Consider the following 18,056-nt stretch of genomic DNA (forward strand, 5'->3'; position numbering starts at 1 on the left):
CTTCCAAATACGCTGTCTTTACAATATTTCAATGAACTCCTAAAACGCCCTCCTTAAAGGGTCGCCGCTCCAAATACCTCCTGTCGGACAAGCTCTAAATCCTGTCCCTGTGTCTCAAAGCGGGTGCAAATATACAACCCTTTTCGACACCGCCAAATAAAAATGAAAAAAACTTTTTTTCCCTTCAATCCGACACACACAAGCTACTCAATGAACGTGGCCCGAAGACCTTTTTTACCCAACGACCTTAATCGTTTCGGGCTGCAAATCTACAACCATTTTCCTTCCAAACAAGACTTTTTTAAAAGGTTTTTTTCAAAAAAACACCAAAAACATTATAACCCTTTATTTCCGAAGAACTTAGAAACTAAATAAATTTTAAAAAAGGGTATTAAATCTAACACTTTATTTTAAAACTGGCAAGAATGCCTCCTTTTTAATTATACTATAGACAGGAACGATACGATGAAATTAATCAATGTATCTAAAGAACGCCCCGACACCTTCGTTTTTCCACAGCCAGGGATACCCCCTAAAAACATACCTACATATATTGCCCGCATGAATACAAGATAGTATCTTTGTACCCTTATTGTCATAAAAGAAGCATGATCAAGATTACTTTACCAGACGGAACTATCAAGGAGTACAGCAAAGGCAGCACTCCAATGGATGTTGCCAAGAGCATAAGCGAAGGTTTGGCACGAAATGTCATTTCCGCAAAATTCAACGATACCATTGTTGAGACGGTGACCCCCTTAAATGAGGACGGTTCCCTTACCTTATATACATGGAACAATGATGAAGGAAAAAAAGCCTTCTGGCATTCTTCTTCACATATTGTTGCCCAAGCTTTGGAAGAATTGTTCCCTGGGGCGAAATTGACCATTGGTCCCGCGATTGAAAACGGATTCTATTATGATGTTGATTTTGGGGAACACACCGTGTCGGAGAAAGATTTTCCTTCCATCGAAAAGAGAGCCTTGGAAATCGCAAGGGGCAAACATGATTTCAAAATGCACCCCGTATCAAAAGCGGAAGCTCTGGAAAAATACAAATCGCAAGGAAACGAATTCAAGGTTGAACTTATAGAAAACCTTGAGGACGGTACTATTACCTTTTGTGATCACGATACTTTTACCGATTTATGTCGTGGTGGACACATTCCCAACACCGGTATAGTAAAGGCCATAAAAATATTAAGTGTCGCCGGCGCATATTGGAGAGGTGATGAAAACAAAAAACAACTCACCCGAGTTTACGGGATTTCCTTTCCTAAACAAAAAGAACTTACCGAGTACTTACAGTTATTGGAAGAGGCCAAACAAAGAGATCATAGAAAGTTAGGTAAGGAACTGGAACTTTTCGCTTTTTCACAAAAAGTAGGACAAGGCCTTCCATTGTGGCTGCCCAAAGGAGCCGCCCTACGGGAACGTTTGGAAGATTTCTTGAAAAAAGCACAGAAAAAAGCAGGATATGAAATGGTGGTAACACCACATATAGGTCAGAAAGAACTTTATGTAACCTCTGGACACTATGCAAAATACGGTGAGGACAGTTTTCAACCTATTCACACACCTAAGGAAGGTGAGGAGTTTTTACTAAAACCGATGAACTGCCCGCACCACTGCGAAATTTATAACACCAAGCCATTTAGTTATAAAGAATTACCAAAACGTTATGCCGAATTCGGCACAGTATATAGATATGAACAAAGTGGCGAACTCCACGGCTTAACAAGGGTACGAGGATTTACCCAAGACGATGCCCACATTTTCTGTACACCAGAACAATTGGATGAAGAGTTCAAGAAAGTAATTGACCTATCCTTATATGTATTGGGTTCATTAGGTTTTGAAAATTTCAAAGCCCAAGTCTCCGTAAGGGATTTGGATAACCCCGACAAATACATTGGCTCGGTTGAAAATTGGGAAAAAGCTGAAAATGCTATCATAAATGCTGCTAAGGAAAAAGGACTGGATTATGTAATTGAAAGTGGCGAAGCTGCTTTTTATGGTCCGAAATTGGATTTTATGGTTAAAGATGCCTTAGGAAGAAATTGGCAATTAGGAACCATACAAGTAGATTACAACTTACCGGAACGTTTTGACCTAACTTATAAAGGCAGCGATAACGAGTTACATAGACCGGTAATGATCCATCGCGCACCTTTTGGAAGCATGGAGCGATTCATAGCCCTATTATTGGAACATACCGGAGGAAATTTCCCATTATGGCTGATTCCCGAGCAGGCCATTATACTGCCAGTGAGCGAGAAACATGAAAAATATGCGGAAAAAGTTTTAAATTCCTTGGAAAATAACGAAATTCGCGCCCTCATTGATAACAGGAACGAAACTGTAGGAAAGAAAATACGTGAAGCTGAAATGGGCAAAACACCATTTATGCTGATTGTAGGAGAAAGTGAGGAAGAACATAATACCATCGCTATCCGAAGACACGGAGGTGAAGATTTAGGTTCTATTAGTGTACAGGATTTCGTTGACTTGGTCACTAAAGAAATAAATAGTACCTTAAAGTCGTTTTAAAAATTGAAGTTTAATTAAAATTACTTAGTCATAGCAATACGAAAAAGATTTAGGCCCCAACCTAGGAGGGAAAACAAAAACCCTCACAAGATCAATGAAAGAATCATTTCACCCAACGTTAGATTGGTGGGTGACAATATTGAAGTGGGTGTTTACACGTTGCCCCAGGCAATGGCAAAAGCAGAAGAATTAGGTTTGGACTTGGTGGAAATTTCACCCAAGGCAGACCCACCTGTTTGTAAAATCATAGATTACAAGAAATTTCTCTACGAGCAAAAGAAACGGGAGAAAGTGATGAAAGCGAAAGCTTCAAAGGTAGTGGTCAAAGAAATTCGGTTCGGTCCGAATACCGATGACCACGATTACGAGTTCAAAAAGAAACATGCCGAAAAGTTCCTAAAAGACGGAGCTAAATTGAAAGCTTATGTATTCTTCAAGGGACGATCGATAGTATATAAGGACCAAGGTGAAATTTTGTTATTACGCCTTGCTTCAGAATTAGAGGAATTGGGCAAGGTTGAACAAATGCCTAAATTAGAAGGAAAGCGGATGACCATGTTCATCGCCCCTAAAACAAAAAAATAAACAACCCTTTGGGGTTTTTCAAAAGGATACTGACTCAAGCCCTTATAGGGGCTTGTTCAGCATAAACAAGTGAGATTAATATAAATAGGAAAAAATGCCTAAACAAAAAACAAAATCCAGTGCCAAAAAGCGATTCAAGCTTACTGGTTCCGGTAAAATCAAAAGAAAACACGCTTTTAAGAGCCACATTCTTACAAAGAAATCGAAAAAGCGTAAACTTGCGTTAACTCATTCCGCATTGGTACATGACCATGACGTAAACAGTATTAAAGAACAATTACGCTTAAAGTAATTCTTCTTTCGGTAATTATCATTAACCCTGGAGATAGGCAATAAAAGATTCTGATATACATACAGGACGCCTACTACAAAAACAATTAAAATTATGCCAAGATCAGTAAATGCAGTAGCTTCAAGAGCACGAAGAAAAAAAGTGATGAAGCAAGCCAAAGGTTACTTTGGAAGACGTAAAAACGTTTGGACAGTAGCCAAAAACGCGGTTGAAAAAGCAATGTTATATGCTTATAGAGACCGTAGAAACAAGAAAAGAACTTTCCGTGCCCTATGGATTACCCGTATTAATGCAGGTGCGAGAATGCACGGAATGTCTTACTCACAATTCATGGGTAAAGTAAAAGCCAATAACATTGAGTTAAACCGTAAGGTATTAGCCGATTTGGCCATGAACCACCCAGATGCCTTCAAGGCCATTGTAGAGAAAGTAAAATAAATAAGAACATTATATCTCACTTTAAAAAATCCGACTTTAACGAGTCGGATTTTTTTATACCCTTTAGGGCGCAACCAACGAAGGGAATAATCGGTTTATCAAAAGCTTGCATTGATATACGTATCCTAAATTCCAAAAGCGGTAATAACCAAATTTCTACCAGAGGCATTATTCCTATGTTCACACAAATAGATGCCCTGCCAAATTCCTAAGTTCAATCTACCCTTTGTAATCGGAATCTGTACTGAAGCACCCAATAAAGAAGATTTAATATGGGCAGGCATATCATCCGAACCCTCATACGTATGTATATAATAGGGTGCATTTTCCGGTACCACCACATTCATATGACTTTCAAAATCTTCCCTTACCGATGGATCTGCATTTTCATTAATGGTTAAACTTGCCGAAGTATGTTTAATAAACACTTGTAACATTCCTTGTTGAATGTGCTTGACCTCTGTCATATTTTGCAAAATATCGCCAGTAATTATATGATACCCCCTTACATAAGGCCTTAATCGTATTTCTTTTTGATAGCATTTCATGACTTCACCGAAAAAATAATTAAGATGTTAATATAAACTTTATACATTATATTCTTATTATTTAACCTTAAGAAATACCTTTGCTGCTTATAAAAACCAAATGGATCTATCACAAATAAAAATGGTGGTCACCGATATGGATGGCACCCTACTGAATTCCAATCACGAAGTAAGTAATCGCTTTTTTGAATTGTTCGATGAACTGAAAAAACGAGATATCCTATTTGTAGCCGCCAGTGGCCGACAATACAACAGTATTGTAGGAAAGTTGCAGACCATCAAAGACGATATTATCGTTGTATCGGAAAATGGGGCATATGTAAGGCGTAAAGAGGAAGAATTACTCGCCACATTACTACCCATTGCACAACGGCATGATATTTTAGGAGTGCTTAAGACCATAGAAAATATCAATTCAGTTCTTTGCGGTAAGCAGAAAGCTTATCTTACAGGTGAATCGGAGTCTTTTGTAGATTTTCTAAAACAATATTATTCCGCTTATGAAATTGTCGAGGACCTTTCTGAAGTAGATGCGGAAATCATGAAAATCGCCATCTACCATTCCGAGAGTTCCGAACAATACATATACCCCGCAGTACAACACTTAGAAGGTGATCTAAAGGTCAAGGTTTCCGGTCCCAACTGGGTAGATATTTCCAGTCCAGAAGCAAATAAGGGTTTTGCGCTTCAGAAACTTCAACAACTTTATAATATTTCCCCTATGGAAACGATGGTTTTTGGAGATTACAATAATGACCTGGAAATGCTACAGAATGCACATTTTAGTTTTGCCATGAAAAATGCACATCCCAACGTAAAAGAAGTGGCCAATTATGCCACATCGAGTAATGACGATTTAGGGGTTGAACAAATCTTGGAAAAACTTATAACGGATACTCAATAAATCAGCACCTAGTAGTATTCGATACAAGCCTCTCTTAATAATTCATGGGTGCAATAAGATATAAGGACCACTTCATTTAATTCCCTCGCTTAAGGGCACTGGGCAAATAGCCCATGGTTCTTTTAAACGCTGCTGTAAAATGTTGGGGATTGGCATACCCTACTTCGTATGCCGCATGAGCTATGGGAAGCTCTTCTTCAATAATCATTTTTTTTGCCGCTTCCATTCGAAGGGTCGTAATATATTTGAAGACAGGCATCCCATAAACCTTTTTAAAATCCCTTTTGAGTTTGGTGGCATTGAATCCTGCAATTCTGGCCAAATCCAAAATATTAAGTGGTTTCTTTAAATTTTTTGTGATGAATACCTCGACCTTTTCCAAGGCCTGATAGTCAGCTTTCGGAATATCCAACTCACTTTCCATTGCCTTGGAAGGGTTCTTACCTAACAAAAAATCTATTAACAAGGCAGTCAGTTTGCTTTCCAAATAACATTTTCTAACTTTATTTGTATAAGGGCATTTTATAATCTCATTTATCTTGCTCAAGATATTAGCGGATATAGGCTTACTTTTTTCCCATAATACATAAGTTTTTAATTGGTCTATAGCATCATGTAATTCTGAAATCCTTTCTTTAAATTCACCGTATAATAGGTGGTCAATTGAGTCATGCGCCACATAGATCTCAAAGATTTTTGTTTTTTCATCTGAAAATACATCCTTTCCTTTCAAACTCGGCACGTAATACATATTGCAATGACTCTCCGGAATATGAATTGAAAGACCCTCGTTATTCAACGGTTCATGACGATACCCTCCTTGTAGAGAAAAATGAAGTTTCAATACGGGACAATTACTTGAAACACACATTTCAAGGTTTTTCCCATCGGGCCTAACCTTATTGGAAAAAGCCGTCCCATTAACGGTGGCCTCACCTTCCTTTAAATCAATTTCAATCGTTTCGAATCTAACGGAATTACGAATATGTACATTTCTGAACAACTTCTCCCCTTTGATATTTTTATGCAGATATTGTTTATCTCCCTCCTTTATCAATCTTAGCTCCATTACTTCCTTTTACGTAATTAAAATTTCCTTTTGCGTTACCCCCTCTTGAAAACCTATTTTAGTTTTGCAATATAACACTATTAAGATTTAATCTAAATAAATATAGTTATTATAATTCAATAATGGGCAGAACATTTTTTATAACTTTTTTGATCCTAACGTTTACCGCAATCGGACATTCACAAAAGTCCTCCATTTCAGGAAAGGTATTTGGTAGTCACGGTCAGCCCTTACCTTGGGCGACAGTTCTTCTTAAAGGCACATCCATAGGCGTACAAACCGATGAGAGCGGGCAATACGAAATACAAAACATCCCAAATGGCCCATATACGGTAGGTGTATCCTATATAGGCTTTAGGCCAATTTCTAAAAAAATAGTTATTGGAGATAAGGAGAAGAAGCTACATATGGACTTTGTACTTTCGGAAAACACCGAACATTTAGAGGGAGTTACAGTAAATGGCAAGACCTTGGAAACCGAGAAGGAAACCGCAGGTTTTGCTGTAAATGCCCTCAAAACAGAGGAAGCAGGCCTACGCAATATCCAAACAAATGAATTGCTAAACACCACGGTCGGGGTAAAAATCCGTCAAAATGGAGGTTTAGGCTCTAATGCCCAGTATAGCTTAAACGGCCTATCCGGTAGATCGGTAAGTATTTTTATTGATGGGATTCCCATTTCCGTATATGGTTCTTCCTTTAGCTTAAACAGTATACCCCCTTCCATGATCAAAAATATTGAAGTATATAAAGGAGTGGTTCCGGGGCATTTATCCAGTGATGCTGTGGGCGGAGCCATAAATATAGTTTTACATAAAAGCACAAAGAACAACTTGAACGCTTCTGTTTCTTACGGTTCTTTCAATACCTTACAAACTAATTTGAACGGCGCTTATAGATTTCAAAAATCCGGATTTACCGTTAAGTCTTCCGTATTTCACAATTATTCAGATAACGACTACAAAATATCCGGGAAAACCATTGTGGATATTGCTCCAAACGGAGTAGAAACCCCCATAGTCGCCAGAAGGTTCAATGACGCCTACCGTTCTACAGGAGGCATGGCCCAAATTGGTTTTACCAATGTTAAGTGGGCCGAACAATTATTAATAGGTGTTACGGCCTCCGATGAATATAATGAGGTACAACACGGAACCTTTGTCACGAAATTACCTTATAAAGGACGTTTTTTAGAATCGGACGCTCTTCTTGGTAATTTAACCTATCAGAAAAAAAACCTCTTTGCAAAAGGGCTAGACCTAAATATCAACGGTGTATATGGCAAACGAAACCGCAAAATCAACGATACCGTTGCCCAAGCCTATAGTTGGACCGGCGAAAGATTAGTAGGCTTTGACGGCGAATATATAGACTATATATGGGATTCTCAAAATGAAAACGGACCTACTTTGGCAAAAATCGAAAGAAAAGTTTCCTCTGTACGCTCCGGTTTATCCTATACCATCAATAACAATCACAAAGTATTACTTAATCATGTATATAGTGGGGTAGATCGGGAAGATAGCGACGAAATGATTTCATTACTTGAGAATACCTTTCAACAAACAAGTGATTTATACAAAAACATTTCTTCCTTAAGCTATGAACTAAAGGCCTTTAAAGAAAAATTTAAAACAAATGCCTTTGTTAAATATTACCAACAAAAGGTCAAAAACACACAACCGGTATTTAATGACGACAATACCGAAGTAATAGATGAAGTTTACGAAAGTAATGTGGATTATACTGGGTATGGTTTTGCGGCTTCATATATTATTAGCCCTACTGTCACCCTATTGACATCAGCAGAAAAAGCCATTCGTTTACCAAGCGAAAATGAAGTTTTTGGAGATGCCGGTGACAATCTACTTCCGAACCTTACCATTCAACCAGAAACTAGCAATAATCTAAATATTGGTTTTCGACTAGGGGAGTTCAATTTAAAAAAGCACGGAATAACACTAGCAGCTAACTTCTTTGCCCGAAATATTGAAAATAGAATCGGGTTGCCCGCAAATGCAGATGGATTAAGGGAAAGTGACGAATTTGTACAATACACCAATTTAGAGAATACCGCAGAATCCAAAGGGATTGAAGCTGAGCTCAAGTATACGTACAACAATATCCTCGGCTTCAACTTTAATATAACCCATATGGATTTAACCACCGTAAATTCAGGTGTTGAAACCAATGTACCCAACGTACCCTTATCTACCATGAACGCGGGTTTAAGGTACACCATAAACAACTTCATTCAATCAAAATCATTAATCAACCTATTCTATAACATCTATTATACCGATGAATTTGCATTTAAGTTCGCAGCAGGAACGAACACTACAGGGGAAGATGAATTTCTAATTCCCCAACAGATATCCCAAGATTTTGGTCTAAGCTATACATTCCCAAAAAAGAATTTTGTGTTCAGCTTTGACATCAAAAATATTTTTGATCAGGATATATACGACAACCTATCGGTACAAAAACCTGGAAGAGCTTTTTATTTTAAACTGAATTATACGATCAACAATTTTTAATTATCTAAATAGAATCTAATATGAAACGACCATTATTAAATTTAAGATCATTTACCTTAACCATACTTGCCGCTGGTTTTATGGCTGCATGTAGTAGTGATGACAATACAGTAACCCCTGATCCCGAACAAGAAGAGGAAGAGGGAAATGGAGAATCAAGATGGATAACCATTGCAGGGGCAAAAATGGGTGATGAACCCGGTGACGGAAACGGAGGTACATTGATATATTCCGTAACCAGTGAAGATGCTAAAGACCCAACAGTACAAATAGATCCATTCAACAATGGTTTTGTAGCTCCATCTAACAGAACCGCTAGACTTCAAGCTACTGAAGACGGCAATACTATTTTCAACATTAGTTACGCGGGCGATACTGGAGGTAATTATTCAAAATATACAGTAGAAGGAGGGGGAACGTTTACCCAGACCGGATCAGAAATAAGTATTGCCCCTTACGTTGGAACCGCCCCAAGATGGATTAAATTATTTGACGGAGATCAAACCGGAGCAGCTGTCTATGTGTCTACAGAACATCAAGTTGATAATAATGACACTCCAGATGATGTCACTGATGACACTTATCTATATACAAACTCAACCATTGGTGTTGTTACATTAGACCTGGTAGATTCTCAAATAAACAATTTTGAAGAGCATATAATTACGTTGAGCGAAGAAGAATCTGTTGCTGGTTATTATATTTCTAGAATAGATATGCCGGTTTTGAATGATGCGGGAGACAAATTATATATTGGTGCCCGTGTTAGCAAAATAGACCCTACGACCCTTGAAAGTGAAAGTGATTATGAGATCTTAGGCTCTAAAACCATTGTATTGGATTACCCTTCCTTATTGAATCCTACCATAATTACTTCAACTATAGGACACGGGAACACCAATGGGTACCGTAGTATCAATGCTTTTGAATACGGTGGAAGTGTTTACCAAGCCAACCAAAGCGACCCAGAAGGTTCCTATATCCTAAAAATAGGAGCTGACAATCTATATGATGATTCATATGATTTTAACCTTGATTATGCCTTAGGGGTAACAGGGGCCTATGTCTTGGCATGGAGACCTGCAGCCAATGGAAAAGCCGTTCTTGCATACCGTCATGATGGTTCTATAGAAGGCATCTCTGGTAGAGGGGAAAGCTTTTTCGCTTTAGTTGATCTAAACACAAAAACAGCAACCAAAATAAATGACATTCCTTATGACGTGGATTTTGAATTATTCCAGTACCAAGGTTATGCCGTAGATGGAACGGAAATCTATGTTACACAAGCACCAGTAGGTCAAAATGGAAACATTTATATTATAGATACCGAGACCGGCACAGTGACCAAAGGTGCCGAATTGGTCAATACTACAGGTAGCCATTTCATTGGCGCATGGTAAACCATTAAGTTCAAATATACCATTACCGGACCTTTGGTCCGGTAATGGTTTAGCTATATCCAATCAAAAAAAATTGCAAAAGACTTACGAAACCCTACAATGAATGCCTTGATTAAGACCTAAGGCATTAACATGTCAGTATGCCAATACACAAAATGCCATTGGGCTTACTGTTCCAAGTCTTTATCTTATTTTCAATTTGGGAAGAAATGCCCACTTTCAAAACCAAGGGTTATACTACCCCTGAATTGGTCAAGGAAGAGATTACTTTTCTTAGCTAATGATATTATGAGGATGTTAATTGTGAACATTGCCCTTATATGAATCAAAAGACACCGAAATAGAGTAATCCTCGAAGGACTCACTAAGTTTTTTGTTTCTTTTTCTTTGCTGCTGGAAACAGAACATTGTTCAAAATAAGCCTATAACCAGGAGATGTTGGATGCAGTTCCAGTTCAGTTTTTGGGTCCCCTACCCTATGCTGGTAATCTTCAGGATCATGACCGCCGTAAAAGGTAAAGAACCCCTTTCCTTTTATACCATGTATGTAACGTGCCTCACCATTTATCTTATTCTCTCCCAAAATAAGTACCGTTGGTTTTATCTGTTTACGGGCAAATGCAGTGGTCTGACCCATGAAACCTTTGACCAACGCAGTATGGTTCTGACATAACATTGTAGGTACCGGATCCCACTTAGCGGAAAAATCCATCAATGAAAAATAATCGGACTCCTTTGGTACTTCACCTCTTTTAGTGGTCATGTCTATCGAAGAAAATTCATATCGTAAAGGGTTCCGTTCCAAGGTGAAATCAGTAAAGGCAAAGGTTTTTCCAAAATCCAATTTACTTTGGTAATTGGCATCCGAAGGGTCATTATCGAACATAGGTTCACAAATATCAACCCCATCGGCGGCCAAGGCTATATCAAAACTATCAGTAGCCGAGCACATGGCGAACATAAAACCGCCGCCAATAACATAATTCCTTATTTTCAAGGCTACATCCCTTTTTTCCTCAGAAACCTTTTCATAGCCCAACTTATGAGCCAAGGCTTCAGCCTCTTCCTTTCCTTTAATATACCATGGAGTAGCCCTATACGCCCCATAAAATTTTCCGTACTGACCTGTAAAATCCTCATGATGAAGGTGCAACCAATCGTATAAAACCAACTTATCGCCCAACACTTCCTCATCATAAACCGTTACATAAGGAATTTCGGCATAAGTAAGCACCATGGTCACGGCATCGTCCCAAGGTTGATTGGTCTTTGGGGAATACACGGCAATTTTGGGTGCTTTTTCAAGTATTACCGCTTCTTGATTTTGTGAAGGACTACTGATATCATCCAAGATTCCTTGGGCTTGCCCGTCTGAAAGAATTTCAAACGAAACCCCACGAATCTGACATTCCCTTCTGATATTTTCCCCATCAGGAAGCAAGAAAGAGCCTCCCCTATAATTTAACAACCATTGAACTTTTTGCTGTTTTGAGAGTACCCAATAAGTAATTCCGTAGGCCTTCAGATGATTTTCTTGGCTATCGGCATCCATAGGTATAAGAATGGATGAAGCGTAAATACTTAGAGAAAAAAAGGAAAATAAAAGAAAAAAGAGAGATTTACGCATTAAAATAGAACTTGGGTTACCTTCCCAAAGTTACAGGAAAAATGAATATGGATCATGTAAGAAAAGGTTAAACCCCTTGTGCCTATTATTTTTACCTAACCAATAAAGAATTTTGACCTTGCTTGACTAGAACGGGACATCACTGTCATCCGAACCTAGATGGTCATTCATTGAGCTACCAAAAGCTTCATTTGCGTTCGGTAGGTTTTTGGTAACGAAAGGATTTTCATCATCCGCATTCATTTTGGATTGAAACTCGAAAGGAGAATCAAAATCGTCCAGGTTATCGAACTTACCTTGATTACCGATAAATTTCAACCTAATGTTCTCAAGTCCACCATTTCTGTGTTTTGCAACGATAAATTCGGCCTGACCTTGTGTTGGCGTGCGCTCTTCATCATCCCACTCATCTATTTTATAATACTCGGGCCTATAGATAAAAGAAACGATATCGGCATCCTGCTCAATCGCCCCGGACTCCCTTAAATCTGATAGTATAGGTCTTTTACTTCCTCCACGGGTCTCCACCGCCCTGGATAACTGGGACAATGCAATAACAGGAACATTCAGTTCTTTCGCAAGGGCCTTTAAGTTTCTCGATATAGTCGAAATCTCCTGTTCACGGTTCCCTCCTTTTTGACTACCACCTGCAGTCATTAATTGCAAATAATCGATCATGATCATTTTAATACCGTGCTGCGATGCCAAACGTCTCGCTTTTGCCCGAAGATCAAAGATGGATAAGGATGGTGTATCATCAATGAACAAGGGGGCCTTTTCCAAAGTTTTAACCTTTACGTTCAATTGTTCCCATTCGTGTTTTTCGAGCTTACCCGTACGTAACTTTTCCGAAGACAAACCGGTTTCCGATGATATTAACCTGGTAATCAACTGTACCGATGACATTTCAAGCGAAAAGAAAGCTACCGGAATTTCAGAATTAACAGCAATATTACGGGCCATTGACAACGTAAGGGCCGTTTTACCCATACCTGGACGGGCCGCGACAATGATCAAGTCACTAGGCTGCCAACCCGATGTTAGCTTATCGAGTTTATCAAAACCCGATGGTATACCACTAAGCCCTTCTTTATTTGAAATTTCCTCAATCCTTTTCTTAGCTTGGATAACCAGATTCTGTGCTGTTTCCGCAGATCGTTTTAGGTTACCTTGGGTAACATCGTATAATTTGGATTCGGCTTCATCCAAAAGATCAAAAACATCGGTACCTTCATCATAGGCCTCCTCAATGATCTCGTTGGATATTTTAATCAGGCTTCGTTGAATATACTTCTGTAAAATAATCCTGGCATGAAACTCAATATGTGCCGAAGAAGCGACTTTTTGGGTAAGTTTTATAAGATAAAAATCCCCTCCTGCGGATTCCAACTTTCCATCTTTCTTCAATTGGGATGAAACGGTTAATAAATCTACCGGTTCAGAGGTTTCAAACAACTTAAAGATAGCCTCATAGATAAAACGATGGGCATCTTTATAAAAAACATCAGGGTGTAATATATCGATTACCTCGTCTACACCTTTCTTGTCAATCATCATAGCACCAAGCACAACTTCCTCTAAATCAACTGCTTGAGGAGGTATTTTACCTCTTTCAAGATTAATGATCGTAGACTTGTCTATCTTATGGCCAATAAGTGGCTTGGGTTTTTCCATGGATACGAAAATATGTAATTAACCTTAAGTTAACATGAGTTTTAGGCGTAACTATTTCAACGGTTCATTAACAATTTACCTGTTGATAAGTTACAAAATCTGTTGATAACAGAAAAAAGAATTGAATTGAAAAGGGTTAGACGGACCTACCTTGATTAAAACCAAGGATTAGCCATTGAAAACCCCCATATTGGCATATTTATCCATTCGCAATTCCACCAATTTTTTTGGTGATAACTTTTCCAATTCCTCAAAATGGGTGATTATTTTATTTTTTACGACCTCAAAAGTTTTCTCACGATTACTATGGGCCCCACCAACGGGTTCCCTTACGATTTCATCGATTAATTTCAACTTTTTCATATCTGGTGCGGTAAGTTTCAAGGCTTCCGCTGCTTGTTCTTTAAATTCCCAGCTTCTCCAAAGGATCGAAGAGCAGGATTCCGGTGAAATTACCGAATACCAAGTATTCTCCAACATCAATACACGATCACCTACTCCAATACCCAACGCGCCTCCCGAGGCACCTTCGCCAATGATAATGACGATAATAGGAACTTTTAATCGTGTCATCTCCAAGATATTCCTTGCAATGGCCTCTCCTTGCCCCCTTTCTTCTGCTTCTATACCGGGATAAGCACCAGGTGTGTCTACAAAACAGACAACGGGCACACCGAATTTCTCGGCAGATTTCATTAAACGCAAAGCTTTTCTATACCCTTCTGGGTTGGCCATACCGAAATTTCGATATTGGCGTGTTTTTGTATTATATCCTTTCTGTTGACCAATGAACATAAAACTTTGATCACCTATTTTTCCAAGTCCACCGATCATGGCTTTATCGTCCTTCACGGTACGATCCCCATGAAGTTCCAAAAAGGTATCGCCACAAATCGCATTGATATAATCCAAAGTATATGGCCTATTCGGGTGCCTGGAAAGCTGAACCCGTTGCCAAGCGGTAAGGTTCTTATAAATATCCTTACGCATGGCAATCAATTTCTTTTCGATCTGCTTGCAGGTTTCGCTTACATCAACATCACTCTCTTCCCCGATGATCATACATTTATCCAGTTGATCCTCTAATTCTTTTATGGGAAGTTCAAAATCCAAATATTCCATGGGTCGTGTAGGTTTTGTTAGTTTGCATGCAAATATAAAATAATCTAAGGGAACCTTATCCCTTCCTAATTTTTTTTACGTTCATTTGTTTCAACACCCCATTAGCCACAACAGTGAGAATTATAATGAATGCGCCCATGTAGAAGACGGGATTCATTTTCTCATCGTCACCTAAGATCAAAAAGGCAAGGATAATACCGTAAACAGGCTCTAGATTCACCGTTAAAACTACGGTATAAGGGGTTATATGGCGCATAACCTTTACCGAGGCGATATATGCATAGGCTGTGCATATTGATGCCAGTATTCCAATAAAAATCCAATCATTTATAGAGAGTGAAAAGAACTCTTGGGTAAAACTTCCTCGAAAAGCCATAAAGACCGTCAGAAATAATACGCCACATCCCAATTCATAAAATGAAATGACCGAAGGTTTTTGCGATTTGACCAACTTTCCATTTATCAATGTAAAAATGACCGATAAGAAAGCCGATATCAAAGCAAGGACAATTCCATATAGATAATCGGTTTCAACCTGAAAGATCAAATATAATCCTACAATTACAATCAAACCGAATGCAATCTCATAGGGAACGATTTTTCTCCCGTACCAAATAGGCTCAAGAATCGCTGTGAAGAAAGCGGCAGTAGACATCGTAGCCAAAGTCACCGAAACATTGGAAACCTTAATGGCCTTGAAAAAAGTGACCCAATGTAAGGCAATTGTAATTCCTCCGACAATCATCCAAATCATCGCTTTTTTTGAAACCTTAAGTGGCAACTTCTTAAAACGGATATAAAGAAAAATAAGAAGAGATGCTATACCCATACGGTACCAAACCAATGGAAGCGCATCTATTGTTATCAATTTACCGAGAACCGCTGTAAAGCCCCAGATAAATACGATCAAATGTAGATGTAAGTAATCTTTTAATTTATCGTTTGGCATGTTGCAGAAGGTAAAAAGCTAAAATACCAAAAACAATATTAGGAATGATCACCGCTAATAAGGGTGAAAAACCAGCCTGTTCGGCCAAGGTTCCGAAGACTTTGTCAAAGAAGATATATATAAAGGCCACACCTATACCAAATGCTAAATTAATACCCATACCTCCTCGCCTTTTTACCGATGATACGGCAACCGCAATGATCGTAAGAATAAATGCCGTCAAGGGTAAAGCCCATCTCCTATATTTTACCAACACATAACTGTTAATGTTCGAGGCCCCTTTTCTTCGTTGATCTTTTATAAACTTATTGAGTTCGTAAAGGTTTTTGGTCTCTGCAATATAGGAAACCGGGGTAAGGTCAGATATTTTAAAAGCGAACAGAGTGTCCAACCTATTTTTAGTCTCGATAATGGCCGAATCCCCTACCATTTTTCGCTTTGTATATTTGATCAAACGGTACATACTGTCTTTTTCGACCCAACGAATACTATTGGCCGATATCTTAAAATTCAAAGTATTATCGTCGTTGAAACGTTCAAAGGTGAATTTATTGGCATTTTGCCTGGCCGGGTCAAAACTACTTACATAAAGGAAGTCATTCTCATTCAATTGATTGAAAATGTTACTGGTAATCCTATCTTTCTTTCCTTTTTTCAGATATTTATACTTGAATTCATTATACCCTTTACTGGCATTCGGCACAATGAACATCGCCATAACCAGCATGGTGGCGGCAATAATAGAAGCGCCTATGAGATAGGGTCTTAGAAAGCGGCCGTAGGAAACCCCAGAACTTAAAATAGCCACGATTTCTGTATTACTCGCTAATTTCGAGGTAAAGAAAATAATGGACAAGAACAGAAATATGGGAAAAAGCAGACTCCCGATATAAATGGTAAAATTGAGATAGTATATGACAATTTCATTGGTAGGGGCATCATTATCGATCATTTTACCGATCTGTTCCGCAAGGTTGGCCATGATACCGATAGGCACAAAAAGCAACAACATCACTGCAAAAGTGACCAAATACCGCTTTAATATGTACTTATCTATAATACTCAACACTATAATCTTTTATCCATCTGCTTTACCATGACATTTTTCCATGTGGTAAAATCCCCTGCTAAAATATGCTTTCTTGCCTCACGGACCAACCAAAGGTAAAATCCTAGATTATGGATCGTCGCAATTTGCTTGCCCAAATATTCATTGGCCGCGAACAAATGCCTTAAATAAGCCTTTGAATACTCCCTATCTACAAATGTAGTTCCCATTTCGTCAATAGGGGAAAAATCATCTTCCCATTTTTTATTCTTGATATTGATCGTGCCATGGGCCGTAAACAACATACCGTTTCTGGCATTACGCGTAGGCATTACACAGTCGAACATATCGATCCCATGTGCTATATTCTCCAATATATTGATCGGCGTACCTACACCCATTAGGTATCTGGGCTTGTCTTCTGGCAGGATATCACAGACCACTTCGGTCATGGCGTACATTTCCTCTGCCGGTTCCCCCACCGAGAGTCCGCCTATCGCATTCCCTTCCGCTCCTGCATTCGCTATATATTCAGCAGATTGTATTCGAAGATCTTTATACGTTGAGCCTTGAACTATGGGAAAAAAGGATTGGGTATAATCGTATGCATAAGGTGTTTTCTCTAAATGGGCTATACAACGATCCAACCAACGATGTGTCATGTGCATGGATCGTTTGGCATAGTTATAATCACATGGATAGGGTGTACATTCATCAAAGGCCATGATGATATCGGCCCCGATAACCCGTTGGATTTCCATTACATTTTCCGGTGTGAACATATGCATGGAACCATCAATGTGTGATTTGAACTTGACCCCTTCTTCTTTGATCTTTCGATTTGCGGATAAGGAGTAGACTTGATAACCACCACTATCGGTCAAAATATTCCGATCCCAACCCATAAATTTATGCAAGCCACCGGCCTGTTGAAGAATCTGGGTTTTAGGACGCAGGAACAAATGATAGGTATTCCCTAAAATGATATCGGGATCAATCTCTTCCTTTAATTCTTTTTGATGTACTCCTTTGACCGAGGCTACCGTACCAACCGGCATAAAAATAGGGGTTTCGATAACCCCATGATCCGTAACCATCTTACCTGCACGGGCCTTGCTCTGAGTGTCTGTATGTTCTAATGTAAATTGCACCTTGTTATTTAAAGTGGCAAATATAATCATCTGCCCATCATAAAGTCCTTAACGAAAAAATAAAGTTGCCTAATTTTATAATACGATCTAAGAGAACGGCCGTACAATACAAAATGGCAGCACTACTTGTAGCCTAGGTCATTTAAGATAATCTTTGGGTCAC

The 18,056-nt window shown here is 38.8% G+C and carries 16 protein-coding genes; 8 read left to right on the forward strand and 8 right to left on the reverse strand.

Annotated elements, in window-relative coordinates; all coding sequences use genetic code 11:
- The first annotated feature begins 608 nt into the window (after nt 1-608).
- The 4 genes from thrS to rplT all read left to right on the forward strand — a co-directional run bounded on the left by thrS (nt 609) and on the right by rplT (nt 3,864).
- On the forward strand, nt 609-2,549 hold the full coding sequence (gene thrS / locus R3X28_RS11175) for a threonine--tRNA ligase (RefSeq protein WP_317664334.1): 1,941 nt from the start codon (nt 609-611) through the stop codon (nt 2,547-2,549).
- A gap of 30 nt (nt 2,550-2,579) precedes the next feature.
- Nucleotides 2,580-3,134, forward strand: a complete 555-nt coding sequence (gene infC, locus R3X28_RS11180; RefSeq protein WP_179955090.1) for a translation initiation factor IF-3 — start codon at nt 2,580-2,582, stop codon at nt 3,132-3,134.
- A gap of 94 nt (nt 3,135-3,228) precedes the next feature.
- Nucleotides 3,229-3,426, forward strand: a complete 198-nt coding sequence (gene rpmI / locus R3X28_RS11185; RefSeq protein WP_154366586.1) for a 50S ribosomal protein L35 — start codon at nt 3,229-3,231, stop codon at nt 3,424-3,426.
- A gap of 93 nt (nt 3,427-3,519) precedes the next feature.
- Nucleotides 3,520-3,864 carry a 50S ribosomal protein L20 gene (rplT, locus tag R3X28_RS11190; RefSeq protein WP_154366584.1) on the forward strand — a complete coding sequence of 115 codons (345 nt, stop codon included), beginning with the start codon at nt 3,520-3,522 and terminating at the stop codon, nt 3,862-3,864.
- Nucleotides 3,865-3,989: 125 nt separating this feature from the next.
- On the opposite strand, the gene R3X28_RS11195 is transcribed toward rplT, so the two are convergent.
- Entirely contained in the window at nt 3,990-4,412 is a 423-nt protein-coding gene (locus tag R3X28_RS11195) for a secondary thiamine-phosphate synthase enzyme YjbQ (protein WP_317664337.1), read from the reverse strand.
- Between the two features lie 100 nt (nt 4,413-4,512).
- Here R3X28_RS11195 and R3X28_RS11200 point away from each other — a divergent pair, with 100 nt between their 5' ends.
- Nucleotides 4,513-5,316, forward strand: a complete 804-nt coding sequence (locus tag R3X28_RS11200; protein WP_154366580.1) for an HAD family hydrolase — start codon at nt 4,513-4,515, stop codon at nt 5,314-5,316.
- A gap of 76 nt (nt 5,317-5,392) precedes the next feature.
- Here R3X28_RS11200 and R3X28_RS11205 read toward each other — a convergent pair whose 3' ends face one another.
- A complete protein-coding gene (locus tag R3X28_RS11205) occupies nt 5,393-6,385 on the reverse strand; it encodes an AraC family transcriptional regulator (RefSeq protein ID WP_317664339.1) in 993 nt (330 codons plus the stop codon).
- 122 nt (nt 6,386-6,507) lie between these two features.
- Here R3X28_RS11205 and R3X28_RS11210 point away from each other — a divergent pair, with 122 nt between their 5' ends.
- From R3X28_RS11210 to R3X28_RS11220, 3 genes are all read left to right on the forward strand, one after another.
- Nucleotides 6,508-8,922, forward strand: a complete 2,415-nt coding sequence (locus tag R3X28_RS11210) for a TonB-dependent receptor (protein WP_317664341.1) — start codon at nt 6,508-6,510, stop codon at nt 8,920-8,922.
- A gap of 20 nt (nt 8,923-8,942) precedes the next feature.
- Complete coding sequence (locus R3X28_RS11215) at nt 8,943-10,322, forward strand: hypothetical protein (RefSeq protein WP_317664343.1); 1,380 nt, start codon at nt 8,943-8,945, stop codon at nt 10,320-10,322.
- Between the two features lie 140 nt (nt 10,323-10,462).
- A complete protein-coding gene (locus tag R3X28_RS11220; protein WP_154366573.1) occupies nt 10,463-10,603 on the forward strand; it encodes a hypothetical protein in 141 nt (46 codons plus the stop codon).
- An 83-nt stretch (nt 10,604-10,686) separates the two neighbouring features.
- On the opposite strand, the gene R3X28_RS11225 is transcribed toward R3X28_RS11220, so the two are convergent.
- From R3X28_RS11225 to tgt, 6 genes are all read right to left on the reverse strand, one after another.
- Nucleotides 10,687-11,949 (reverse strand): asparagine synthetase B, encoded by a 1,263-nt coding sequence (locus tag R3X28_RS11225; protein ID WP_317664345.1) that lies wholly within the window; start codon nt 11,947-11,949, stop codon nt 10,687-10,689.
- 126 nt (nt 11,950-12,075) lie between these two features.
- Nucleotides 12,076-13,623 carry a replicative DNA helicase gene (gene dnaB, locus R3X28_RS11230; RefSeq protein WP_154366568.1) on the reverse strand — a complete coding sequence of 516 codons (1,548 nt, stop codon included), beginning with the start codon at nt 13,621-13,623 and terminating at the stop codon, nt 12,076-12,078.
- A gap of 168 nt (nt 13,624-13,791) precedes the next feature.
- Complete coding sequence (locus tag R3X28_RS11235) at nt 13,792-14,745, reverse strand: acetyl-CoA carboxylase carboxyltransferase subunit alpha (RefSeq protein ID WP_154366566.1); 954 nt, start codon at nt 14,743-14,745, stop codon at nt 13,792-13,794.
- 55 nt (nt 14,746-14,800) lie between these two features.
- Nucleotides 14,801-15,694 (reverse strand): DMT family transporter, encoded by an 894-nt coding sequence (locus R3X28_RS11240; protein ID WP_317664348.1) that lies wholly within the window; start codon nt 15,692-15,694, stop codon nt 14,801-14,803.
- Nucleotides 15,681-16,760, reverse strand: a complete 1,080-nt coding sequence (locus R3X28_RS11245; RefSeq protein ID WP_154366562.1) for an LptF/LptG family permease — start codon at nt 16,758-16,760, stop codon at nt 15,681-15,683. Before R3X28_RS11245 ends, R3X28_RS11240 begins: the two co-directional genes overlap by 14 nt.
- 2 nt (nt 16,761-16,762) lie before the next feature.
- A complete protein-coding gene (gene tgt, locus R3X28_RS11250) occupies nt 16,763-17,893 on the reverse strand; it encodes a tRNA guanosine(34) transglycosylase Tgt (RefSeq protein WP_317664350.1) in 1,131 nt (376 codons plus the stop codon).
- Between the last annotated feature and the right edge of the window lie 163 nt (nt 17,894-18,056).

Origin of the sequence: Maribacter sp. TH_r10 (genome assembly GCF_033101095.1) — a bacterium.
Lineage (GTDB): Bacteria > Bacteroidota > Bacteroidia > Flavobacteriales > Flavobacteriaceae > Maribacter_A > Maribacter_A luteus.

Bases quoted from the DNA above. Each gene is read 5' to 3' on its own strand.
- thrS (WP_317664334.1), top strand. From the start codon at position 609: ATGATCAAGATTACTTTACCAGACGGAACTATCAAGGAGTACAGCAAA.
- rpmI (WP_154366586.1), top strand. From the start codon at position 3,229: ATGCCTAAACAAAAAACAAAATCCAGTGCCAAAAAGCGATTCAAGCTT.
- rplT (WP_154366584.1), top strand. From the start codon at position 3,520: ATGCCAAGATCAGTAAATGCAGTAGCTTCAAGAGCACGAAGAAAAAAA.
- R3X28_RS11195 (WP_317664337.1), bottom strand. From the start codon at position 4,412: ATGAAATGCTATCAAAAAGAAATACGATTAAGGCCTTATGTAAGGGGG.
- R3X28_RS11200 (WP_154366580.1), top strand. From the start codon at position 4,513: ATGGATCTATCACAAATAAAAATGGTGGTCACCGATATGGATGGCACC.
- R3X28_RS11205 (WP_317664339.1), bottom strand. From the start codon at position 6,385: ATGGAGCTAAGATTGATAAAGGAGGGAGATAAACAATATCTGCATAAA.
- R3X28_RS11210 (WP_317664341.1), top strand. From the start codon at position 6,508: ATGGGCAGAACATTTTTTATAACTTTTTTGATCCTAACGTTTACCGCA.
- R3X28_RS11215 (WP_317664343.1), top strand. From the start codon at position 8,943: ATGAAACGACCATTATTAAATTTAAGATCATTTACCTTAACCATACTT.
- R3X28_RS11220 (WP_154366573.1), top strand. From the start codon at position 10,463: ATGCCAATACACAAAATGCCATTGGGCTTACTGTTCCAAGTCTTTATC.
- R3X28_RS11225 (WP_317664345.1), bottom strand. From the start codon at position 11,949: ATGCGTAAATCTCTCTTTTTTCTTTTATTTTCCTTTTTTTCTCTAAGT.
- dnaB (WP_154366568.1), bottom strand. From the start codon at position 13,623: ATGGAAAAACCCAAGCCACTTATTGGCCATAAGATAGACAAGTCTACG.
- R3X28_RS11235 (WP_154366566.1), bottom strand. From the start codon at position 14,745: ATGGAATATTTGGATTTTGAACTTCCCATAAAAGAATTAGAGGATCAA.
- R3X28_RS11240 (WP_317664348.1), bottom strand. From the start codon at position 15,694: ATGCCAAACGATAAATTAAAAGATTACTTACATCTACATTTGATCGTA.